This window comes from Rheinheimera sp. D18, assembly GCF_004345025.1.
In the GTDB taxonomy this organism is placed as follows: domain Bacteria; phylum Pseudomonadota; class Gammaproteobacteria; order Enterobacterales; family Alteromonadaceae; genus Alishewanella; species Alishewanella metallidurans.
Genome location: NZ_CP037745.1, coordinates 2051149 through 2071944, shown reverse-complemented (window position 1 = coordinate 2071944; position 20796 = coordinate 2051149). Strand labels below are relative to the sequence as shown.

General features: G+C 44.4%; 19 protein-coding genes. 16 read left to right on the top strand and 3 right to left on the bottom strand.

Annotated features, from left to right (window positions below):
• The first annotated feature begins 1 nt into the window (after position 1).
• From E0Z06_RS09785 to E0Z06_RS09720, 14 genes are all read left to right on the top strand, one after another.
• Positions 2–859, top strand: a complete 858-nt coding sequence (locus tag E0Z06_RS09785) for a hypothetical protein (RefSeq protein WP_132584193.1) — start codon at positions 2–4, stop codon at positions 857–859.
• 22 nt (positions 860–881) lie between these two features.
• Positions 882–2048: a hypothetical protein gene (locus E0Z06_RS09780; RefSeq protein ID WP_132584191.1), complete on the top strand. Its 1167-nt coding sequence runs from the start codon at positions 882–884 to the stop codon at positions 2046–2048.
• Entirely contained in the window at positions 2045–2620 is a 576-nt protein-coding gene (locus E0Z06_RS09775; RefSeq protein ID WP_132584189.1) for a hypothetical protein, read from the top strand. The genes E0Z06_RS09780 and E0Z06_RS09775 overlap by 4 nt, the downstream gene beginning before the upstream one ends.
• Positions 2617–3285 (top strand): hypothetical protein, encoded by a 669-nt coding sequence (locus E0Z06_RS09770; protein WP_132584187.1) that lies wholly within the window; start codon positions 2617–2619, stop codon positions 3283–3285. Before E0Z06_RS09775 ends, E0Z06_RS09770 begins: the two co-directional genes overlap by 4 nt.
• Before the next feature lie 13 nt (positions 3286–3298).
• Entirely contained in the window at positions 3299–5389 is a 2091-nt protein-coding gene (locus tag E0Z06_RS09765; protein ID WP_132584185.1) for a secretin N-terminal domain-containing protein, read from the top strand.
• A 216-nt stretch (positions 5390–5605) separates the two neighbouring features.
• The gene (locus E0Z06_RS09760; protein ID WP_132584183.1) at positions 5606–7426 is read left to right on the top strand and encodes a hypothetical protein; all 1821 of its coding nucleotides are present in this window, start codon (positions 5606–5608) and stop codon (positions 7424–7426) included.
• A 140-nt stretch (positions 7427–7566) separates the two neighbouring features.
• Positions 7567–9144 carry an asparagine synthetase B family protein gene (locus E0Z06_RS09755; protein ID WP_132584181.1) on the top strand — a complete coding sequence of 526 codons (1578 nt, stop codon included), beginning with the start codon at positions 7567–7569 and terminating at the stop codon, positions 9142–9144.
• Positions 9145–9366: 222 nt separating this feature from the next.
• Positions 9367–10422: a nitroreductase family protein gene (locus tag E0Z06_RS09750; RefSeq protein ID WP_132584179.1), complete on the top strand. Its 1056-nt coding sequence runs from the start codon at positions 9367–9369 to the stop codon at positions 10420–10422.
• On the top strand, positions 10423–11562 hold the full coding sequence (locus tag E0Z06_RS09745) for a polysaccharide pyruvyl transferase family protein (protein WP_132584177.1): 1140 nt from the start codon (positions 10423–10425) through the stop codon (positions 11560–11562). It begins immediately after the preceding gene.
• A gap of 107 nt (positions 11563–11669) precedes the next feature.
• Positions 11670–12971 carry an oligosaccharide flippase family protein gene (locus E0Z06_RS09740; RefSeq protein ID WP_132584175.1) on the top strand — a complete coding sequence of 434 codons (1302 nt, stop codon included), beginning with the start codon at positions 11670–11672 and terminating at the stop codon, positions 12969–12971.
• Positions 12972–13079: 108 nt separating this feature from the next.
• Complete coding sequence (locus tag E0Z06_RS09735) at positions 13080–13400, top strand: hypothetical protein (RefSeq protein WP_132584173.1); 321 nt, start codon at positions 13080–13082, stop codon at positions 13398–13400.
• 85 nt (positions 13401–13485) lie between these two features.
• Positions 13486–14187 (top strand): YjbF family lipoprotein, encoded by a 702-nt coding sequence (locus E0Z06_RS09730; protein WP_243695487.1) that lies wholly within the window; start codon positions 13486–13488, stop codon positions 14185–14187.
• Positions 14180–14923 carry a capsule biosynthesis GfcC family protein gene (locus tag E0Z06_RS09725; protein WP_132584169.1) on the top strand — a complete coding sequence of 248 codons (744 nt, stop codon included), beginning with the start codon at positions 14180–14182 and terminating at the stop codon, positions 14921–14923. The genes E0Z06_RS09730 and E0Z06_RS09725 overlap by 8 nt, the downstream gene beginning before the upstream one ends.
• Positions 14920–17025 carry a YjbH domain-containing protein gene (locus E0Z06_RS09720; protein ID WP_132584167.1) on the top strand — a complete coding sequence of 702 codons (2106 nt, stop codon included), beginning with the start codon at positions 14920–14922 and terminating at the stop codon, positions 17023–17025. Before E0Z06_RS09725 ends, E0Z06_RS09720 begins: the two co-directional genes overlap by 4 nt.
• Before the next feature lie 5 nt (positions 17026–17030).
• Here E0Z06_RS09720 and E0Z06_RS09715 read toward each other — a convergent pair whose 3' ends face one another.
• Positions 17031–17615: a thymidine kinase gene (locus E0Z06_RS09715; RefSeq protein ID WP_132584165.1), complete on the bottom strand. Its 585-nt coding sequence runs from the start codon at positions 17613–17615 to the stop codon at positions 17031–17033.
• Positions 17616–17752: 137 nt separating this feature from the next.
• On the opposite strand from E0Z06_RS09715, the gene E0Z06_RS09710 reads away from it, so the two are divergent.
• Both E0Z06_RS09710 and E0Z06_RS09705 read left to right on the top strand, forming a co-directional pair.
• Positions 17753–18172, top strand: a complete 420-nt coding sequence (locus E0Z06_RS09710; protein ID WP_132584163.1) for an MAPEG family protein — start codon at positions 17753–17755, stop codon at positions 18170–18172.
• An 89-nt stretch (positions 18173–18261) separates the two neighbouring features.
• The gene (locus E0Z06_RS09705) at positions 18262–18651 is read left to right on the top strand and encodes a DUF2750 domain-containing protein (RefSeq protein ID WP_132584161.1); all 390 of its coding nucleotides are present in this window, start codon (positions 18262–18264) and stop codon (positions 18649–18651) included.
• 196 nt (positions 18652–18847) lie between these two features.
• On the opposite strand, the gene serA is transcribed toward E0Z06_RS09705, so the two are convergent.
• Together serA and rpiA are read right to left on the bottom strand one after the other, a co-directional pair.
• A complete protein-coding gene (gene serA / locus E0Z06_RS09700; RefSeq protein WP_132584159.1) occupies positions 18848–20074 on the bottom strand; it encodes a phosphoglycerate dehydrogenase in 1227 nt (408 codons plus the stop codon).
• A gap of 34 nt (positions 20075–20108) precedes the next feature.
• Positions 20109–20765 (bottom strand): ribose-5-phosphate isomerase RpiA, encoded by a 657-nt coding sequence (rpiA, locus tag E0Z06_RS09695; RefSeq protein WP_132584157.1) that lies wholly within the window; start codon positions 20763–20765, stop codon positions 20109–20111.
• Positions 20766–20796: the final 31 nt, after the last annotated feature.

Genomic DNA, 20796 nt, shown 5'->3' with positions numbered 1-20796 from the left:
GATGCTAACCAGAGCACATCTTGGTATTGCCTTAGTACAGGTGCTACTTATTACCGGCATTTTGGCGGCTTTGCTGATGATCGCCGTTGGCCATACTCAAATGCAGCAAAAACAAGTACTGGCGCTACAGCAGCAATTGCAACATAAAAATATGTTGTATAGCCAAACCAATGAGCTGATCTTTAACTTGTTAACTGAGCCACTGGTCAATCAGACAAACAATGATAACACTTTGCTGAGTCAGTGGAATTTTTACGGTAGCCCCTTTGTATGGCAAAATAGCGACGTAAGACTGTTTAACTTACCAAGCTTGATAAACCTGCAAGCAGACTTCGCCGGTTTGCAACAGTTGCTGCAGTACCACGGTAAGCCACAACATGAAGCTGAAGCCATGGTGCAGCAAATTAAACTGCGGCAAAATCCGTTTTTACAGCGTGACAGACTTAGCCATAATGCTGTTGTTTTGCCAGTGCAACATTTAACTGAGTTAGCCAACTTGCCGCATTGGGACCGTTACTGGCAGCGCAGAGTAGCGCCATTTGTTACCTTAGTGCCATTTGCCGGCAACAGTCCGGCATATATCCCGTCAGCAATGCTTGATTTACTTTTTTCTGCACCAAAAGCTGATATGATTCGTGTCAGCCGCAATAATGCGGTTTTGTCTGCTGAACAATTTTTTAGCTTAGCCGATCTGGTACCCGATGACTTTACCCTAATGACACCCGGGCCTTATTTGCGGCTGGAGCTGCAATGTTGCGCTGATACGTCAGCTGCTCGCCAGATCAGACAGGTAGATATAGAGCTACGCCCCTACGGCCTGCAGCCACTGCAGTTTTTGTCAATAACAGATCATCAATGATAAAAGGTAACCTGGTAGCAGCATGTTAAGCCAGTTCAATAAAATAAGTGAAAAGCTAAGCCGGTCAATTCTGATACGCAGTGCGTTTTATTATGACGGTAATCAATGCACGCCCCTGGCAACGATTAACGGCCAGGCCGGGCGCAACTGGTTTGCCGGTAAGAAAGCCAGGCCAATAGTTGTAGTTGCAAGAAACAGCTATAAAGAGTTGATCAAAACCTACCCGGTATCAGACAAAAGTGATTTAAAGAAGATTATTCTGTCTGAATTTGGTAAAAATGTGCTGTATAAAATTGGCAGTTTTGACAACAACCAACAAAGGGTACAAATTATCAGTTGGTTGCCGGCCGTATTAGAAGTCGCCACCGACAGTATTATTTTGATACCAGAAACCTGGTTATTTGCAGCCAGCCAGACTGCAGGGTCTTGTCATAAAGTCACTAGCGCCGACACCGAGCTGGTAATACATATTGACCGCGACGGTTTGGTGCGATCGTTTTTTCCTCAAGGGCTGTTGCAAAGCGAATCGGCCATTCGTTCTGCCCTTGGTATAAGCCCGGCAACTGAGCTACAAAGCTGGCAGCGGGACGCATTTTTACAGCGACAACTCGATAGTTTGTTTGCCTTACCCGTTAATGTATTAGTTAACTGGCAAAGCCGCAGCAATAGCAAACCGGCGTTTAATATCCGGCAGTTATTAGTTACCGCCGCAGTAGCAGTTACGCTGTATGGCGTTATAGGCTCAGGTTATCTGTATGCATTAAACAGCAGCCGTCAATCGCAACTGGAGCGGTTAAGCTCAGATGTTGCTGATAAATTGGCTATTCAAAGTGCAATGGACGAAGAACAGCGCAAACTCGCCGCCCTGGTAGAGGCAAAAGGAAACTGGAATCTGACCCTGCAGCACTGGGACCTGTTGGCCTTACTTATTAATCAGGGGGTTGTCCTTGCCAATGTTAAGTCAGAGCTCGATGTTATGTCAGTGACCGGTGAAACAGAGAGTACAACCGAGTTGGTCAGCCTGCTGTCGGCACACTCTGCTGTGAGCAATATTGAATTCACCGCCCCCATGCGACGTGGGCGCAACGGCGAGTTCTTTAGTTTGCGTTTAACGATAGACACCGCTGTGCCTTATCCTTCTGCTGGTGCAGTGCCGGCAGCGCTGCCACAGCCCGGAGATACAAAATGACAGTAGCTCAGACCAGCGCAGCGCAGCGCACCACCTTGCTACTTGTAGTGGCTTTTTTACTTTACGCTAAATTTATATTGCAGCCATGGTATCAGCAACAGCAACAAAGCCATGATATGCTGGCGTTAACGTCGCAACAGCTCATTAAAGCCAAGCGCGTAGTGAACTTACCACCGGCAGCAAGCGATAGTTTGCAACAGCTGGTAGCGCTGCGCCAGAGTACTGAACAGCGTTTCTTAGTTTATCGTAATGACGCAGAATTTCGTCTGCAGGCACAACAGCAACTAGAACAACATATCCGTAAATATGCAGCCAATTTAACGGTATTTGAGTGGCTTACGGTGCAGGATGAGGCTGGGGGGTATTTGCGCAGTTATCGCGCCAGGCTAACGCTGGAAGGCGCACTGCCGGGCATGCTAAATGCTTTGCAGGCCGCGCATGAGCAATTAGTCGGCGTGCAGTTACTTGAAAACACCCTGTACCCTGATCAACGCTCTGCAACGGGCCACGGCCGCATGGTAGTTATGCTACAAATAGCCGCTGTTAAGCATAATGCGGAGGAACCAAAATGAGCTTAAGCTCTTTTCGCCAACCTTATGTAATAGCCTTACTGCTGTTACTTACACTGATTTTTTATATTGATTTCAGCAGTCGTCTTTATGCCCCGATGCGGCAAAGCAATCAGGCTTTAATCGCAACAGATCTGCAGCAATGGCAGAGCAGTTTAGCTACGCCAGTACCAGCAGGGCGTCTGCAGGCTTTTATTCATCCTGCAGATAAAAAAACAGCAGACTCAGCCGCACTGGCCGATACAACCAAGCCAATTGTTGCGCTGCCGGGCAGTGAAGTATTTGGCGATAGCCGTTTACGTTTACGTGCGGTATTTATCCGGCAACATGCTGGTGAAAATACCAGGCTGGCATTAATCGAACAGCAATTATTAGCGGGCGACAGCGCTGGTAAAGTAGTAGCACATTTGCTGCAACCAGGCGCCAGTCTAGGGCAGTTTTTAATTACCGAGATACAAACGGAACGTGTAGCCCTTAGCGTTGATAGTGACGACAGCCGGCTTTTGCCGCTGTTTACTGCGGCCGACAACGCGAAACCAGAGGCTGCAGGCCCGGGTAAACCAGGTGACACGCCGGCAGACAAATTACTGTCTGTATTAGACAGTGCCAATGAGCAAGATGCAGAAGACTTAAAAGCTCTGCTTGAACTAATGAAAAAACAACAATGAGTGGAGTGAGCTAATGTTATTTCGTAAAACCTTGCTGATAATTGCAGTAACTAGCGTGTTAGCAGGTTGCTCCCATACTAGGCAAACCAAATTGGATGTACCACTTAACCGGTTTGCCGTTGCTCATAAACAAGAGCAGGCGATTGATACTGATATTGTTATTGACGACGATAAAGTGATGCCTTTAGGCATGCAGCCTATCAAAACCTTACGTAACGACAGTAACAAAATTTCAGATCAAAGTGGAATGTTGTTGGGGTTATCAACCAAAGACCAGTTACAATTAGCGGCCAACCAAATGAACATCGGTCAATTTGTACAGCTAGTTTTTGCTGAACAACTTGGTGTAAATTATATTATTTCTGATAGTGCTCGTGCCAGTAGCGCTAAAATTACGTTAAATATTTCTGAACCGGTGAGCTCTCGCCGATTAGTTATGCTGGTATCAGAGCTGTTACAGCAAAATGACTTAACACTTAGTCGCAGTGAAGATATCTTTTATATAAACACCAAGCAAACCGGCATACGTAACCAAGCTATTATTGGCCAAGGCCGACGTGCAATTGATGTACCAGAAAGTGCACAGCCAATATTACAAATTATTCCTTTACGTTTTGGTGTTACTAACAGCATAGAACGCACTATACGTAGCTTGTCAGATGCCAAAATATCATCTGACACAGAGCAAAATGCCTTATTTGTTGAGGGTAACCGCAGTGAAATATTGCGTATTATCGATTTAGTTAATTTATTAGATACCCCAGCTAACAGAGGAAAGTACGTTAGCATGTATCATCTTAGCTATATTAGCCCAGACGAATTTGTTACGGCCGTAAGCGATTTGCTAAAAGCCGAAGGTATTATGGCTGGCAAAAACTTAAACAGTTCTGACAGCAGTGCGTTATTGTTTGTGCCTGTTAGTCAAATAAGTGCAGTAGCCGCATTTTCAGGTGATGCCGCCATTATGCAGCGCATGGAATATTGGGCCGCGATGATAGATAAGCCAAGCCAAAGTAGTGCTGCGCGTTATTTTATTTACCACCCGCGTTATGCCCGAGCCTCAGATTTAGGTGAATCAGTAGGCCCGCTTTTAGGTGATTTTGGTAGCGGTAATACTAATGTTGACCGTAGCCGTGATACCCAATCGGCAATGCCTAGGCTTGCTGCTGGGTCGCAACCATCAAGCAGCCAGCAAAATAATAAAGCAAAATCGGCAGGCGGCGCAATAAGTGTTAACGGTGAAGATGTTAAAATGACCGTTGATGATAGATCAAATAGCATAATTTTCTTTACCTCCGGCCAGCTTTACCAGTCTTTGTTGCCAATTATTCGCAGCTTAGACGTAATGCCCAAACAAATTTTGCTAGATGCTACCATTGCAGAAGTAACCTTAACCGACGAATTCGCTCAAGGTTTTGAGTTTGCTTTTCGTGAAGGGAAGTTTAGTGGTGGTACGCTAGGCGCGTTAGGTGCAGCCAATGTTGGCGGGTTAAGTTTAAATTGGCAGTCGGGTTTAAAACAGGTATTGGCGGGTCTTTCTGCCAGTACTACGTTAATTAATGTCTTGTCTAACCCAACATTAGTCGTGCGCGACGGGGTAGCGGCAAATATCAGTGTTGGTAATGATATACCCACAATAGGTGCGACCATTAGCGATCCGCAACAAAGTAATCGGCAAACTACAGTAATTAATTATCGTAAAACAGGTATTAATTTAGCCGTAACGCCAACGGTTAATTCGCAAGGTTTAGTGGTGCTGCAAATAGATCAAAGTATTTCTAATACCACGGAAACAGGACCAAGTTTGCAAGGTTCACCTTCTATTTTTGAACGCTCAATAAAAACTGAAGTATTGGCACAAAGTGGACAAACCATATTGTTAGGTGGGTTAATTTCCGATAATGGTAGTAGCTCCAATACCCATGTTCCGCTGTTATCTGCGCTTCCTTTAATCGGTAATTTATTTAAAGGTACTGGACGAAAATCAGAAAAAACTGAGCTTATTATCTTTATTACACCAACAGTAATTGATTCTGTTGACCAATGGCCTGAACTGCGTGCACGAATTGCAGAAGGCTTGACAAATTTAAATATTTCTGAATAAATAGCGTACTTAGATTCGAATGCATGTGCCTAACATGTCTATAATTTTTTGATAAAAATCATTAAAAATAATGAGCTTTATAAAACTAATTATTGACATGCTACCACGCGCAGGTAGAATTCATTGGTGCTGCAATAGCAGTCGAATTTAATGTTAAAAAAACAAGAGCCAGGGCAAGATGCCTAAAACTCTATTTCTAGAAATCGGAGAGAAAGCATGAAAAACATGTTTAAAGTTACTTTAGTTGCAGCAGCACTGGCCGGTGTATGCTCAACTGCAAATGCAGCACGTATTGATGTATTAGGTGGTTTTTTAGATCAGAATGGTGCGCCTACTGGTTATGAAGTGTTAACAGCAGCTAACGAGTGGTTAGAAGTTAATACTAATTTATCTGTATCTTCACCAACTGAAGCTGCTCTTATACCAACAGGCACACATTTTCGTATTGTTGTAGAAGATCAGTACTCAGTAGATGACCGTATTTTTGTTACGTTTTCAGGAACATCTATTGACGTGGCTTCTTTGCCATTGTCACGCACAGGCTATATTATTCCAACTGCTCCATCAGTAGCTGACCCAGTTCGCGGTGTTATTACTATCGGTCGTATCGGCTCTACAGTAGTAGATGGCAACACTGTTGTTGAATATCGTGTAACTAACGTATCTGAAGGTGCAAATACTCAGAATGCACAGCTGTTTTTTGGTGTTACACCAGATATGCCAGCAGCAGGCAATGCTATTAGTAACTGGACAACATCTGCCTTCAAATTTAACTCTTTAGCTGTTAAAGCGGCTCAGGGTGTAGATATTTCATATCGCGCTGAATACAAGAATAACGGTGGAGTTTTTGATACTGTTGGTACTCGTCGTACTAACGTTGCCTTTATTCGTACTGGTAATCAGTTAGATGGTAACTACAGCGGTAACCTAACTGCGCGTATTAACACATTTGATCACAACGTTGCAAAAACGGGTAATGCGCCACGTCAAGCTTTCGTTGCAGGTAGCGGTCAAGGTCGTACTAACGAAGTAGCTTACGGCGCAACCTTTGCTGCTCCTGATGTTACTACTGCGACCACAGCCGCTAACGTGTTGGTAGGTTCAGTAGGTAACCGTTTCAAGTTTGAATTCTCTACTGTTCCTAACGCAACTGGTTGGAACTTTGCATTGAAAAATGCCGATATCAAAACCGCATTTACTGTTGCGGGCAACTACGGCCACTTCTTAACAGCTAATAATGCTGGTGTTGTTGCTCCTGTTAACGGTGGTACAGTAGCCGGTGCAACTTCTGTTTCAGTAGCTGGTGCATATGTTCCTGCTAGTGGCCAATGGGGTGCTAACTGTTTTAATCTAAACGGTACAACCGGTGGAAACGTTGTCGCAGATGGTAACATTGTAGCACCTACATTCCCTGTTGGTGCCGCTCAACCTGCAGCGCTGAAGTTCAACTGTGGTGTTGGTACTGATTTTGACTTTGGTTTAGCAGTGCCAGGCGCTTGGACGCCTACAGGTGTTTTAGCGCGTCAAGACTTTAACTTATCAGCAGTTATGTCATACAGCGGTACAGCTGGCAGTGCTAGCAAAACCTTAAACCGTAATATTGGTACTTGGACAAATGACGGTACTACCGTGTTTGTACCTTACATGCCATACGGTAACGGTATTAGCCAGTTATTGTTTGTTACTAATACTGGCCCAGCGGCACGTCAAATCGCTGTTGATGTTTACACGCAAAACCATAACCGTGCAGCAGCCGATAAGTTTAAAGACGCGCATGTTCTTAACATGAATGTTGATATTCAGCCAGGTGTTACTCGCTTAACTGAGCACGTACGTGATGCGCTTATTGCACGCGGTGTGTGGGATGGTGCAAGTTCACAAACCTTCGCATTTGATTTCATTGTTTCTGGCGATACGTCTGAAATTGAAATTTACTCTGGTTACAACGTAAATCAAGACCGTAACTTAGTAATTAACAATTCTAATGGCCGCAAAGAAATTGCTACAGACTCTAACGTTGGTTTAGTTCGTCTGTAATTGATACTGAAAACGTTGATAAAAACGCCCTAAGGGGCGTTTTTTTTTGCTTTAAGCCTGTGTTAACTGCGTAAAATAGCACGTTGTTTTAGATACATTATTAAATGTAGCTTCAGGCAGGTTAAATAAGGTAGAGCACTATGCGGATAGCAATAACAGGGCGTTTTGGTAAACTTGAGAAAGCTAAGCACATTTGGCTGAGTGGCCAAGCTTATTTGCATAATCAATTAATAACGGCACAACAATTACATGATATGGTGCTCGACGCTATTATAACTAATACGCTTAAACAGCAGCTTAAACAGCTGCAGGGTTTTTTTAGTATTGTAGTGCAGTACCAGCAGCAGGTTTACCTAATAACCGACAAGGTGCGCAGCAGGCCATTATTTTATTGTCATACAACAAGTGGTTGGCAGGTATCTGATCAGCCCGAGCAATTATTTTATAACACAGGTACTAAAGAAAATTGTTATCCAACAGATAAGCTGGCTGCAGAAGCTTTTGCGCATTTGGGTTGGACGCCAGGTAAGCTAACTTTAAAGCAAAACGTATTTCAAGTACAAGCCGCTGAAGTGGTAAGCCTTAATTGGCTTACCGGCGGTTATAGTAGCCTGCGCTATTATTATTTTGTACCTAAAAACTTAGCCATTGCAGATAACGTGATTAAGAAAACCGCTAATGCATTGCATAGCGAATTAGACAAAGCGCTAACGCTGGCAATTGAGCGCTTAGTATACTATGCCGGCGGCCGGCAAGTAGTTATTCCATTAAGTGGTGGTTATGACTCGCGCATTATCGCATTATATTTAAGCCAGATGGGTTATAAAAACACACTGTGTTTTACGTTTGGCCGTGCAGGTAGTCCTGAGGCTAATATGAGTAAAGCAGTGGCTGCTACGTTAGGTTTAAGCTGGCACTATGTACCGTATACAAAAAGTATGTGGCGAACATTATTAAAACAACCTGACTTTAACCGTTATATGGATTTTTGCCATCATAGCGTGTCAGTGCCCAATATTCAGGTGTTTCCTGCACTGAGTGAGTTATTAAAACGGGGCATTATTAAACCCGATGCTGTGCTGGTGCCAGGGCATACCGGTGACTTTATCAGTGGCGGGCATATTGTTGAAAATTACGCAAATGTTAATAGTCTTGACGAGTTAACGCAAGCCGTAATTAAGCGTCATTTTGTTTATAGCGGGAATCCGTTATCTGAGCAATTATATCAGCATTTGCAACAATCATTAACCGAACTGTTAGCCGGTAGCTCACCATTAAATTGTCCAATGTTTTCACTTGCTGAAACCTGGAATTGGCAAGAGCGCCAAGCTAAGTTTATTGTTAATTCAAACCGTTATTATGACTATTTACAGTTGGACTGGTGGATGCCCTTGTGGGATGACGCCTTGCTGGCATTTTGGCAGCAAGTGCCATTAGAGCAACGCTTAGGCAAAAAATTATGGAAGCAATTTATTGACCAGAAAATGCAAGCCCTGGCGCCTGGCAAAGCTGTAACCGGCAATGCGGCAACTATTAATAACCCGCTATGGCGGCGTATTACTATGTTATTTAATTACTTTACCGACGACAATGCTTTGTATGCCCTTGTGCCTTTTAGCCACTGGCTGGCTTGCCGGCTAAAGTTGCGTAAAGCGCCAGCAACGCCGTTTGGTATATTGATAAAAAAATACCTGCAAAAGGAAATTGACAAAAACTGACAATTTATCAGTATATTTTGGATGCTTTTGCTTATCTGCTGTAGTAATATTCTTCGTTAGGCCAGATCTCAATTTCTAAGAAACCTTATAACCCTTATATTGTAGTTAAGGGTTTTTTTTTGTTGAGTTTTCGCCATCCGCGTCGAGCTGCAGCGCAGTCCTGCAAGTACTCAACAGATTTCAGCAAGACAAGCATTTATTCTGTCAAATAAGGGGCTGACTTTGCTAAATAAGTTAAAGCGTCTGATCCCGCATTCATGGCGAATTGGTATTAAATCCCAGCTCAATCAGCTTGAACTGGTTTTTTTACGGCTGTTCGCCTTTAACGGCTTTTTAGCTTCTATTTACTACACTTTTTTTAGTCGGCAGTTTTATCGCGAGCACAAGGCGGTACTGCAGGGCCGTTTAGCTTACCAGCGCACACTCAGCGACATAAAATTCAGCTCGGCATTGTTACGCCGAAATATCCACCGGCTGGAAAAGGGCCTGATTATGCGTCCGCGCCGGCCAGTGTTTGCGTTGGACTATCTCGGTGAAACGATAGATTGTTTTATAAAAGTAGCCGCCAGTCCACAGTTTTGCCGCGATGAATTTCAATGGGCCACTGACGTGTTGGATGAATATTTCGCCGTAGTAGCAGAGCATCCAACTATTACGGCGGCTAAAAAGCAATTTCAGCAGGTACTTAAGCCAGATCGCACTAATGCAGTGCCATATTGTTATGCAGAACTAATCAGGTCAGATTGCTCTTACAACCAACTGATGACGTTATTACAGCGCAGGCGGTCGGTGCGTTGGTTTTTACCTAAAGCTGTAGATGCCAATAATATTAAACTTGCGGCTCAGGCTGCGTCGTTGGCACCTTCCGCCTGTAACCGCCAGCCATACCAGTTTATGGTCGCCCATGGTGAAAAAGCCATAGCGATGGCAAATTGCGCTATGGGGACTATTGGTTTTGCCGAGAATTTTCCTTGTGTAATAGCAATAGTTGCAGATTTATCAGCTTACCCGGCAGAACGCGACCGGCACGTTATTTATATTGATGCGTCTCTTGCTGCTATGCAGTTTATGCTGGCGCTCGAAACCCTGGGACTAGCCAGTTGCCCAATTAACTGGCCTGATATAGAACTGCGCGAGCAACAGTTAAGTAAAATACTTGGTTTGGAATATCATCAGCGGGTAGTTATGTTGTTGGCTGTGGGTTACGCCGATCCTGAAGGGGGCATTGCTTATTCACAAAAAAAACCAGATAGGTTGCTGGTAAAGGATGTTTGTTAAATGATGATAGAAGTAAAAGGCGTGCAATTTGTAAATAAAGGTGCCGAGCTGATGCTACACGCAGTATTACAACAATTACAACAGCACTGGCCAGAAGCTGATATTGCGTTGGCGCCGGGCCCTAATTCACCTTACAAAGCCAGAGCCCGACTTGCCGCTTACCAAAAGTTGCCTTTGAGTAAAGGGCGGCTGGATTTAAACGGTTTGAGTTTTTTTTTACCGGCACGCTTGCGTAACTGGTTAAAAAGCCGTTTGGGGTTAGTGACTGAGGCAGACATAGATGTAGTTTTAGATGTCTCAGGTTTTGCTTACAGTGATCAATGGCCTTCTGCGCTGATTACTCAACTGTGCAACGAAATTAAGCGCGCAGATAAACATGGTAAAAAATACATTTTACTGCCGCAGGCGTTTGGCCCTTTTACCCGAGCGGCAGATATCAGCCAGCTAAAGGCTGCCTTACCGCTGGCAACATTAGTTTGTGCCCGTGAACATACCAGCTATCAGTACCTGAGAACATTACTTGGCGATGCGCAAAATGTAGTGCAGTACCCTGATTTTACTAATTTGGTGAAAGCAGATCTTGCCGACGAGCAAATGGTGCCTGCTGATACAGTATTAATTATCCCTAACAGCAATATGGTAAGCAGCCGCAATAAACAGGCGCTTTGGCAACAAACCTATATTCCAATGCTGCAACATGCGATCCAGAGCATAAGACGTTTCGGGTTTACTCCGGTTTTGCTTAACCACGAGGGGGCCGCTGATGATGCCATTTGTCAGCAATTAAAACGTGATTTAGATGTAATGCTAATCAACGAGAGCGACCCCGTTGCCGTTAAAGGCATTATTGCTAGTAGCAAAGCTGTTATATGCTCCCGCTTTCATGGTTGTGTCAGCGCCTTGTCTCAGGGGGTGCCTTGCCTGAGTACCAGCTGGAGCCATAAATATGAGCGACTGTTCGAGGAGTATCAGCTGGAAAATTGTATATTGCCTCCAGAGACGACACCGGATGAGTTTGAGCAAAAGTTACGTCATGCCATCAATCAAAGTGATTCGCCACTGTTAAAAAACGGCCGGGAGTCGTTAATGCAGCGCTCAGCTGATATGTGGCAGCATGTTGTAGAGCTTATAAATCGTTAACGAGCCTGCGCTGATAAAGCAGACTCAGTTTATACTTAAGCGGCTTGCCGCGCGTGAGAATTGTCTGTGTGCGCTTATCGCAGATTGTTTGCTAATTTACAGGATTGATGGTGTTAAAATCCATTGTTGCTAATAAACTGGTGCGCCAGGTTTCCCTGCTGTTAAGCGGTACTATGCTGGTGCAGCTGATTAACTTTGGCTTTATGCCGCTGGTGCTACGTATTTATGGTCCGGCGGAGTTTGGTGAGCTAGGTACTTTTAATGCTTTGCTGTTAATACTGTTTCCCTTGGCTGCGCTGTGCCTGCCAATGGCAGTGGTCCAGGGGCGTAACCGTACACAAAGTCGCCATATTGCCAGCTTAGCCTGGCTGGTTGCCTTGGGGTTTAGCAGCTTGCTGTTTGTGTTGTTGTTACTGTTCAAACAGCCGTTGTTGGTATTGTTGTCGGTAGAGAATATTGGCAATCTGGTGTTTTTGCTACCGCTTGCCATGTTGTTTGCCGCCCGTTTGCAGATTGCCCAGCAAATACTGATTAAGCAACAGCAATTTAAGGTGTTGGCAAAAGCCGATGTTTTACAAGCGCTGCTTGTTAATCTGTCGCGGCTGTTATTTGGCTTGTGGCAAAGTATTTCGGCAGTGCTTATTACCATAGCGGCATTTGGGTACATGTTGCATGCCATCCTTTTGCAACTGTTTAGTGGTCGCGCTGAACCCAGTTGGCAGCCAGTTAGCCTAATACGCCACCTCGGCTCACGTCGCTATTGGCTGGGTCTGCGTCGGACTTTGCGCAAGTTCAGGGCCTTTCCGCTGTTTCAGACACCACAGGCCTTGTTAAATGCTGCAGCGCAAAGCGCACCGGTATTAATTTTGGCAGCTTTGTATGGCAGTACCGCCGCAGGTTTTTATACACTGGCAAAAACTGTTCTGATGTTACCCGCCATACTGCTGGGGCGAGCTGTGGGGGATGTATTTTATCCGCATTTCACCAAAGCATATCAACAAGGTAAGCCATTAGCGGGGATTTTAGTTAAGGCAACCTTAGGCCTGGCGGCTGTCGGTCTTATTCCGTTTAGTGTGTTTATTGTTGCCGGCCCCTGGCTATTTGATTGGGTATTTGGCGCCCAGTGGCAGCAAAGTGGTGACTATGCACGCTGGATGGCGGTTTGGTTATATTTTGCTTTTGTAAATACGCCAAGCGTTAAAGCCGTTATGGTACTGCAAGTTCAGCACTGGGCTATAGCATTAAATGTGCTGACATTAAGTTTACGTTTGGCCCTGTTATGGTTTGTGGGCAGCCACACCGGTGATCCGATCAAGGCTATTGCTGCCTTTGCTATGGTAGGCGTGATGCACAGTGCTATTTTTACGCTAATGGCATTGTATTTCAGCAAAGCGCGGCAGCCATGTTGAACAAGGTGCCTGTTAACTAAATGATGGCTATTTAGTGCTTGATGTTTAGTGGTATTTTGGTATAGTCTTGGATAAATTTTTTGCACAACGTCTTTTAAAGGAATGACTATGAAAACATTATTAATTGCGGCTGCAGCTTTAACCTTAGCGCTTAACGTAAATGCTCAAGAAAACACTGGCGGCGAAGGTACAATTGGTGGCGTAGCCGTTAGTACTATTGCTGCGGGTGCAGTAGGTGTTGCAGTGGCAGCAGCTATTATTTCTAATAACCGTGGTACGTCGGTTAACGCAGGCCCAGTTGACCCAACTTGTAATGTAGGCGATGCAGCGCCGGTTAATGGTGTTTGTACTGGCACTACTGTTACAGGTACTGGCACCAATACCGGTTCAGTTACTGCAACAGCAACCTTTACTTATGCTGCTAAGTAATTAGTTAGTTAGAAAAAAGCCGCCTGTTGGCGGCTTTTTTATTGCTATATATTAGGTTTCACACTGACTTAACAGGCTCATTTTCATGACAGTAATTAAAGGTGTAGTCGCGGTTATCGCGCTATCTATGTTAAGTGCCTGCGCTGGCACCTACAATGCCTATATTGATACCTTAACGCTAGCATTTGCCAAACCGACTGACATTAGCCTTACGTTAGCTGACGTGCAAGCGGCAAAATCAGACTTGTTGTATGTAAAGCGCGGTGAACGTAGCCAAGCGGCTATGGCATTGCTACACATTGAAGCAGGCCAACATAAATGGGTGTCGGGTGATAAGGCATTGTTAATAATAGAGCAGGGCCGTATTGTGCGAACTACCGGCTTTAGTGATAATTTACTTTACCTTAGTAATACTGGCGCAGATGCCATACGCAATGTTGCAGCTATTACACCTAACAGCAGTTGGCACCGCATTGCCGATTGGCAACATGGCGAATATGGCTATGCACTGCAGTCGACATTTTTGCGCCAAGAGCAGCACGCTTTGCCGTTTTTTCAACACAGTTTTGACACGATATTAGTGACCGAAGATGTATATTACGCTAGCGATGCTAATTTTTTGCGTACAGACCGCAACTGGAAAAATTACTTTTGGTTCGACACAGCCAGTGGCACGTTAATAAAAAGCATACAAACACTGGCCCCTTTTGCAGAGCCCATTGAAATGATTTATATCAGCCGTATTGCGCGTTTACTGCCAGCAGATAAGGCGATAACCCATGAGTAAAGTAAGCCTTTTATTATTAGCGTTAATATTTGTAATTAACGCCAATGCGGCCGTTACGGTAACCGTAAATACTGATACACGCCGTTATGACACTAACCCGCGTATTAGTGAGGTGTTACAGCCTTATGCATTGCAGCAACCTTGGTATTGGCCCGCAGCTACGCTGTATCGTACCGATAGCAACAAACCTGAACAGCTGCGCCAGCGAGTTTTGCAATTATTAAATACGCTTGGTCAGCAAACCTCTGATTTGGGTTTACGCGAAACCTATGCGAGTTTAGGTACTGAACTGTTAAGTTGGCAGCTAGCTGAGCGTGTTGTTTTAGCCATAGATTACGACGCTGCACGCGTAAAACCAGAGTTAAACCCGCGTTTAGATGATGGCGAGTATTTACTGCAGCTAAAATTACGACCTGAGCAGGTGTATTTAACGGGGGGTATTGCCCAGTTTGGCGCTGTGCCTCATAAAGCGGGTGCGCCAGTAAAAGAATACCTTGCCAGTGCTAAACTGCTTAACGGTGCAGATAGCAGCCAGCTAGCTGTGGTGCAAACCAACGGACAAGTGCAAATAGCCGGAGTAAGTTATTGGAACCTTGAACAAATAGAAGCCATGCCTGGCGCTCAGTTATTGGTGTTATTTGCGCCGCCATTGTTAGATAGGCTTACTGCTGATAGTAATATTACTCAGCTAAACACGTTGCTACAGCAACTTGCTGTGTATAGGATTTTGCCATGATGGTTGTTCGTACTTCTTTTACGTTATCTTTATTAACGCTAGCTTTGCTATCAGCCTCATTGCATGCTGCCAATGCAAGTAGTTGGCAACAGCAAGGCGCTGGCGTGTCGCAAATGGCACATGGTGGCGTTGGCTTAATTCAAACGCCCACCGCACGCATGGCACAGGCGGGTGACTTATCGATAAACTATACCGACAACCAAGAATACAGATTATGGTCGGTAAGTATTCAGTTATTTGATTGGATGGAATCTACCGTACGCTACACCGATGTGCGTAACCGATTATATAGTGATGATCCTGGCTTTAGTGGCACGCAAACCTATAAAGATAAAGGCATTGATGTAAAATTTCGCCTGTTACAAGAGGGCATGTATTTACCACAAGTGTCGGTGGGTGTTCGCGATTTTGGTGGCACCGGCTTATTTGAAAGCGAATTTATTAGTGTAAGTAAAAAGTGGCATAATTTTGATTTTCATTTGGGTATGGGCTGGGGTTATTTAGGCACCAGTGCAAATACCAGTAATCCGTTTTGCGAGCTAAAAGACAGCTTTTGTCAGCGGCCACAAGGCTATGGCGGTCGAGGCGGCAAAATAGATTATGATAAATTTTTTAAAGGCCCAGCATCGCTGTTTGGTGGTATTGAATACCAAACACCTTGGCAACCGCTGCGCTTAAAACTAGAGTACGAAGGCAATAATTATCAGAACGATTTTGCTGGGGCTTTAGTACAAGATTCAAATTGGAATTTTGGCGCGGTATACCGCTGGGGTGATTTTAATTTTGACGTTAATTATCAACGCGGCAATACCTTTGGTTTTGGTGTGCACTATGCAATGAATTTGCATAACGCCACTCAGGTTAAAATAAAACCGGCACCGCGCGTGATACCCCAAGTGCTAAACCGTAGCGAAATCACTGACCGCAGTGCACTAGCTACGGCCTTGCTGTACGAAGCCGGTTTTGTATTGCAAACCTCGTATATGAGTGATGATGAATTTGTTATTTACGGCGAACAAGTGTCATATCGCGATAACAAAGAAGCCATTGAGCGTATTGGCCGTATTATGGTTAACGAGGTGCCTGCACATATTAGCCGTTATCGCGTGGTTAATTATGCCGGTAATTTACCACTAGTAGAAACGGTAATTGACGCTAAAGATTTTACAGCGGCGGCACGCTACGATGTGTTGCAACCCGATATAACCTCAACTTATGTGCGCCAGCAACTGCAGCCAGATACCGTAGCGCATATTAGTTACCCATCTAACTCAGGCTTTTTTACTGGGGTTGAAACCTTTTGGATCCAAACCTTTGGCAACCCAGAAGCGTTTTATATGTATCAAGGTGGTGTTTTTGCTAACGCCGGCTATAGGTTAAACCGTAGCCTGATGTTAAATGGTACGGCCAAAGTAACCTTGCTAGAAAACTTCGATAAGTTTAATTACAAGGTTGACGCAGAAACGGTTAGCTTGCCCCGCGTAAGAACTTACGTGCGCGAGTATGTAACTGGCAGTACCATCAGTATGGAAAACCTATACTTGCAATGGCAAGACAAAATAGCCCCGAACATTTATGCTCAAGCCTACGGCGGTTATTTAGAAACCATGTTTGGCGGTGTTGGCGGCGAGATGTTATACCGACCAGTTGATTCACGTTTTGCTATTGGTTTTGACGTTAACTACGTGCAACAACGCTCGTATGAAAACAATTTTGATTTCTTTGATTACAAAACCTTTACCGGGCATATTAATGTGTACTGGCAGCCAGAGTTTTTACCTGATACTCAGTTGACGTTTAACATCGGTCAGTTTTTAGCTAAAGATAAAGGCGTTAATATCGATTTTGCTAAGCGTTTTGATAGCGGTATTATTGTTGGCGCTTATGCTGCTATTACCGATGTGTCGTCTGAGCAATATGGTGAGGGGAGTTTTAGCAAAGGCTTTTATGTGTCTATACCCTTTGATTTATTCTCACTACGCCCGTCTAAAGGCCGAGGTAAATTGCCGTGGATCCCAATTAGCCGTGACGGTGGTCAACCACTTAATCGACCGAATACGCTGATTAATGCTACCGAGCAAACGTCACCGTTTTATGATTAACTAAATTAGCAATCTTGCCACACTAAGGCTTTAAAGTGCTCGCGGCACATTGAAACATAGCTTTCGTTGCCGCCAATTTGCACTTGCGAGCCTTGAGTGGCGGCATTGCCTTTTTCATCTAACCGCACCACAAAGTTGGCTTTGCGGCCACAGTGACAAATAGTTTTAAGTTCAATTAGCTTATCGGCCCAGGCCAATAACGCTGCGCTGCCGGCGAAGGTTTCACCCAAAAAATCAGTACGTAAGCCAAAGGCTAATACTGGAATGTTTAGCTTATCAACAACGGTGGTAAGTTGGCGCACCTGAGTTTTAGATAAGAACTGCGCTTCATCAAGTAGCACACAATCTAATGCACCTTGCGTTTTTAATTGCTGAATGTGGGCTACGAAATCAAAGTGTGGGTCAAATATGTAGGCGTCCATCGTTAGGCCAATACGCGAGCTTACTTTACCTAGGCCATAGCGGTTATCTAACGCCGCGGTATAAATAGCAACGGTCATGCCTTTTTCTTGATAGTTGTACGCGCTTTGTAATAGTGAGGTAGATTTACCCGCATTCATCGCTGAATAATAAAAATATAATTGTGCCATAGCATCACCTAATAAAAGACGCCGCAGTATAGCAACATTGGCAATAAAAATATAAAAGTGCGGCGCAATTACTGAAACGCGCTAGCGTCTTTAGCAATACTACATTAAGCTCAGGCCAGCTTTTAGAGGAGTAAATAATGGAAAAACTAATATTGTTGCCGGTATTTGTGCAGGTACTGCTAACCAGCGTTGTAATGATACTGATGGGACGGCGCAGGATCCGCGCAGCAAAAAATAAAGAAATTAGCATAGCCGCATTTAAAACGATGAATTTAACCGGTGCAAACGAGCAAGTTATTGCGACTAGCCGTAATTTTGATAATCAGTTTCAAATGCCGATGCTGTATCTGTTTAGTGTATTGTTTACCTTGCAGCTGGGGCTGGCTGATACCGCTTATGTTGCATTAGGTGCTGCGTTTGTCTTTTTGCGGGTGGCGCACACCTTTATTCATATAGGCACTAACAATGTGAGACTACGCTTTAATGTGTTTTTGCTTGGTTGTGCGGTGTTATGGGCAATATGGTTGCGAATTATGTGGCAAGTTTGTTTGGCCTAGTGTGGTTTGGTTACTGAATAATTGTTGGTAAAAACCGGTTAAATCCGTCATCATTAGCGCAATTATTGATTTAAACACAGGAACAATTTATGGAATACCAATTAACTACTGAAGAACTAAGCCGCATTACCGCATTAGATGCGGAGCAGCGTTATGCTTATTTTATTCAAGCAGTAGTCGATTTGCAGCAGATCTGGATTTTAACTGACGACGAAGGCTTTGTGTTAGTTAGCGCAGAAGACGAGCGTTGTGTACCGGTATGGCCGCATGCGGAGCTAGCTGAGCAGTGGATTGAAGGTGAATGGTCACATTGCACTGCGCAAGCAGTAGATGTTGAAACCTGGTTAGAAAAGTGGACCTCTGGTTTAAATGGCGATGAACTGGCGATTGCCGTGTTACCAGACACTGATGGCCCAGGTGTGGTGGTGTTACCAGAAGAGCTAGCCGACACGCTAATGAGTGAAATGCAGGAAGATTAATTTAATTTAAGTTAACTGAGTTGGTTGAACTGACATGCTCACGTTGACACGCCGTAAACCCATCCATGGGGGCTCGTTTCCACCCGTCCAGGGCTTCAACGGTCAGCTTAGAACATATCAGTTCATCTACCATATCGCGTTAATTGTAAGATCAAAAAAACCTGCATAAAGCAGGTTTTTTATTTTAATGCGCTATTTAATGTAATACTCGGGCGCGTAGCGTGCCGGGTATGGCTTTTAATTCGTTAAGTGCTTGCTCTACGTCGTCTGAATCAATATCTATTACTACATAGCCGATTTCTGCATTAGTTTGTAAATACTGGCCAGCAATATTGATATTGTGTTTGGCAAAGGCTTCGTTAATTTTAGTTAGCACGCCGGGCTGGTTAATATGAATATGCAGCAGGCGAGAGCGGCCTTTATGCTCAGGTAAAGATACTTCAGGAAAGTTAACCGCTGACAAGGTAGAACCGTTATCGCTGTACTTCACTAATTTACCTGCGACTTCAAAGCCAATGTTTTCTTGCGCTTCTTGGGTAGAGCCACCAATGTGCGGGGTTAGGATAACGTTATCAAACTCACGCAGTGGCGAGATAAATTCATCATCGTTACCCTTGGGCTCTATTGGAAATACGTCAATTGCTGCACCGGCTAACTTAGCATTACGCAGGGCATCGGTTAGTGCGTTAATATCCACAACAGTGCCACGTGAGGCGTTAATGAGTACGCAGCCGGCTTTCATCAGTTCTAGCTCAGCCTCGCTAATCATATTTTTAGTTTGCGCCGTTTCTGGCACATGCAGGCTAATGACATCAGAGGTTTTAAGTAGGGTGCCAAAATCAACTTGGGTAGCATTACCTAAAACTAACTTGTCTTCAATATCGTAAAACTGCACCCGCATACCAATGTTCTCTGCCATGATACTGAGCTGCGTACCAATGTGGCCATAACCAATAATACCCAAGGTTTTGCCGCGAGCTTCAAACGAGTTAGTGGCGGTTTTTTGCCATTGGCCGCGATGCGCAGCCGCATTACGCTGCGGAATACCGCGCAGTAGCATAATAATTTGGCCAAGCACAAGCTCGGCGACCGAACGTGTATTTGAAAACGGGGCATTAAATACCGGAATGGCGCGCTTTAATGCAGCGGTTAGATCAACCTGATTAGTGCCTATGCAAAAACAACCAATGGCAACGAGTTTTTGGGCTGCATCAAGTACGCGCTCATTTAATTGGGTGCCAGAGCGAATACCAATAAAATGTGCATCTTTAATTCGCTCTATTAATTCAGCTTCTGGTAACGAGGTTTTCAAATACTCAATATTGCTGTAGCCTTGGCTTTTAAAGCTTTGCACCGCGCTTTGATGTAAACCTTCCAACAACAGTATTTTAATTTTATCTTTGGTTAGCGAAAACTTGCTCATGTTAGGTCTCTTTAATAAGTTAAAATACGGTACGCTAGCGTATAATCTGGGTACCATCGGCACTGCCAACTAACACGATATCTGCGGCGCGCTGGGCAAAGATGCCATTGGTTACGACGCCAACAATGCTATTAATGTGCTGTTCTAGCTGTTGTGGTTGAGTAATTTCTAAGTCGTGCACGTCAAGAATAACATTGCCGTTATCGGTAGTTACACCAGTACGCAAAACAGGGCGGCCGCCAAGTTTAATGAGTTGCCGGCTAACATAGGCGCTAGCCATAGGAATAACTTCTACCGGTAGCGGGAATTTACCGAGTACCTCAACTTGCTTGCTTGAATCGACAATACATATAAAGCTATCAGCAACGGCGGCGACAATTTTTTCTCGGGTAAGGGCGGCACCACCACCTTTGATCATCTGTTTTTGCCGGTTAATTTCATCGGCACCATCAACGTATACGCTAAAGCTGGCAATATCGTTTAAATCAAGTACTTCAATGCCTAGCGCGATAAGTTTTTCGGTAGACTGCACTGAGCTTGATACCGCACCTTTAATATCCTGTTTAATACTGGCTAAGGCATCGATAAAGTGATTAACCGTAGAGCCAGTGCCAACACCCACGATAGTGTTGCGTGGAATAAATTCTAATGCTGCCCAAGCGGCGTTTTTTTTCATCTCATCTTGTGTCATTGCAGTCTCTTTATTATGTGCAGGTATTGCG

Coding starts and splice junctions, on each gene's coding strand:
- E0Z06_RS09730 (WP_243695487.1), top strand. CDS start 13,486: ATGACAGTAATTAAAGGTGTAGTCGCGGTTATCGCGCTATCTATGTTA.
- E0Z06_RS09720 (WP_132584167.1), top strand. CDS start 14,920: ATGATGGTTGTTCGTACTTCTTTTACGTTATCTTTATTAACGCTAGCT.
- E0Z06_RS09765 (WP_132584185.1), top strand. CDS start 3,299: ATGTTATTTCGTAAAACCTTGCTGATAATTGCAGTAACTAGCGTGTTA.
- serA (WP_132584159.1), bottom strand. CDS start 20,074: ATGAGCAAGTTTTCGCTAACCAAAGATAAAATTAAAATACTGTTGTTG.
- E0Z06_RS09760 (WP_132584183.1), top strand. CDS start 5,606: ATGAAAAACATGTTTAAAGTTACTTTAGTTGCAGCAGCACTGGCCGGT.
- E0Z06_RS09735 (WP_132584173.1), top strand. CDS start 13,080: ATGAAAACATTATTAATTGCGGCTGCAGCTTTAACCTTAGCGCTTAAC.
- rpiA (WP_132584157.1), bottom strand. CDS start 20,765: ATGACACAAGATGAGATGAAAAAAAACGCCGCTTGGGCAGCATTAGAA.
- E0Z06_RS09755 (WP_132584181.1), top strand. CDS start 7,567: ATGCGGATAGCAATAACAGGGCGTTTTGGTAAACTTGAGAAAGCTAAG.
- E0Z06_RS09725 (WP_132584169.1), top strand. CDS start 14,180: ATGAGTAAAGTAAGCCTTTTATTATTAGCGTTAATATTTGTAATTAAC.
- E0Z06_RS09780 (WP_132584191.1), top strand. CDS start 882: ATGTTAAGCCAGTTCAATAAAATAAGTGAAAAGCTAAGCCGGTCAATT.
- E0Z06_RS09775 (WP_132584189.1), top strand. CDS start 2,045: ATGACAGTAGCTCAGACCAGCGCAGCGCAGCGCACCACCTTGCTACTT.
- E0Z06_RS09715 (WP_132584165.1), bottom strand. CDS start 17,615: ATGGCACAATTATATTTTTATTATTCAGCGATGAATGCGGGTAAATCT.
- E0Z06_RS09745 (WP_132584177.1), top strand. CDS start 10,423: ATGATGATAGAAGTAAAAGGCGTGCAATTTGTAAATAAAGGTGCCGAG.
- E0Z06_RS09710 (WP_132584163.1), top strand. CDS start 17,753: ATGGAAAAACTAATATTGTTGCCGGTATTTGTGCAGGTACTGCTAACC.
- E0Z06_RS09740 (WP_132584175.1), top strand. CDS start 11,670: ATGGTGTTAAAATCCATTGTTGCTAATAAACTGGTGCGCCAGGTTTCC.
- E0Z06_RS09770 (WP_132584187.1), top strand. CDS start 2,617: ATGAGCTTAAGCTCTTTTCGCCAACCTTATGTAATAGCCTTACTGCTG.
- E0Z06_RS09705 (WP_132584161.1), top strand. CDS start 18,262: ATGGAATACCAATTAACTACTGAAGAACTAAGCCGCATTACCGCATTA.
- E0Z06_RS09785 (WP_132584193.1), top strand. CDS start 2: ATGCTAACCAGAGCACATCTTGGTATTGCCTTAGTACAGGTGCTACTT.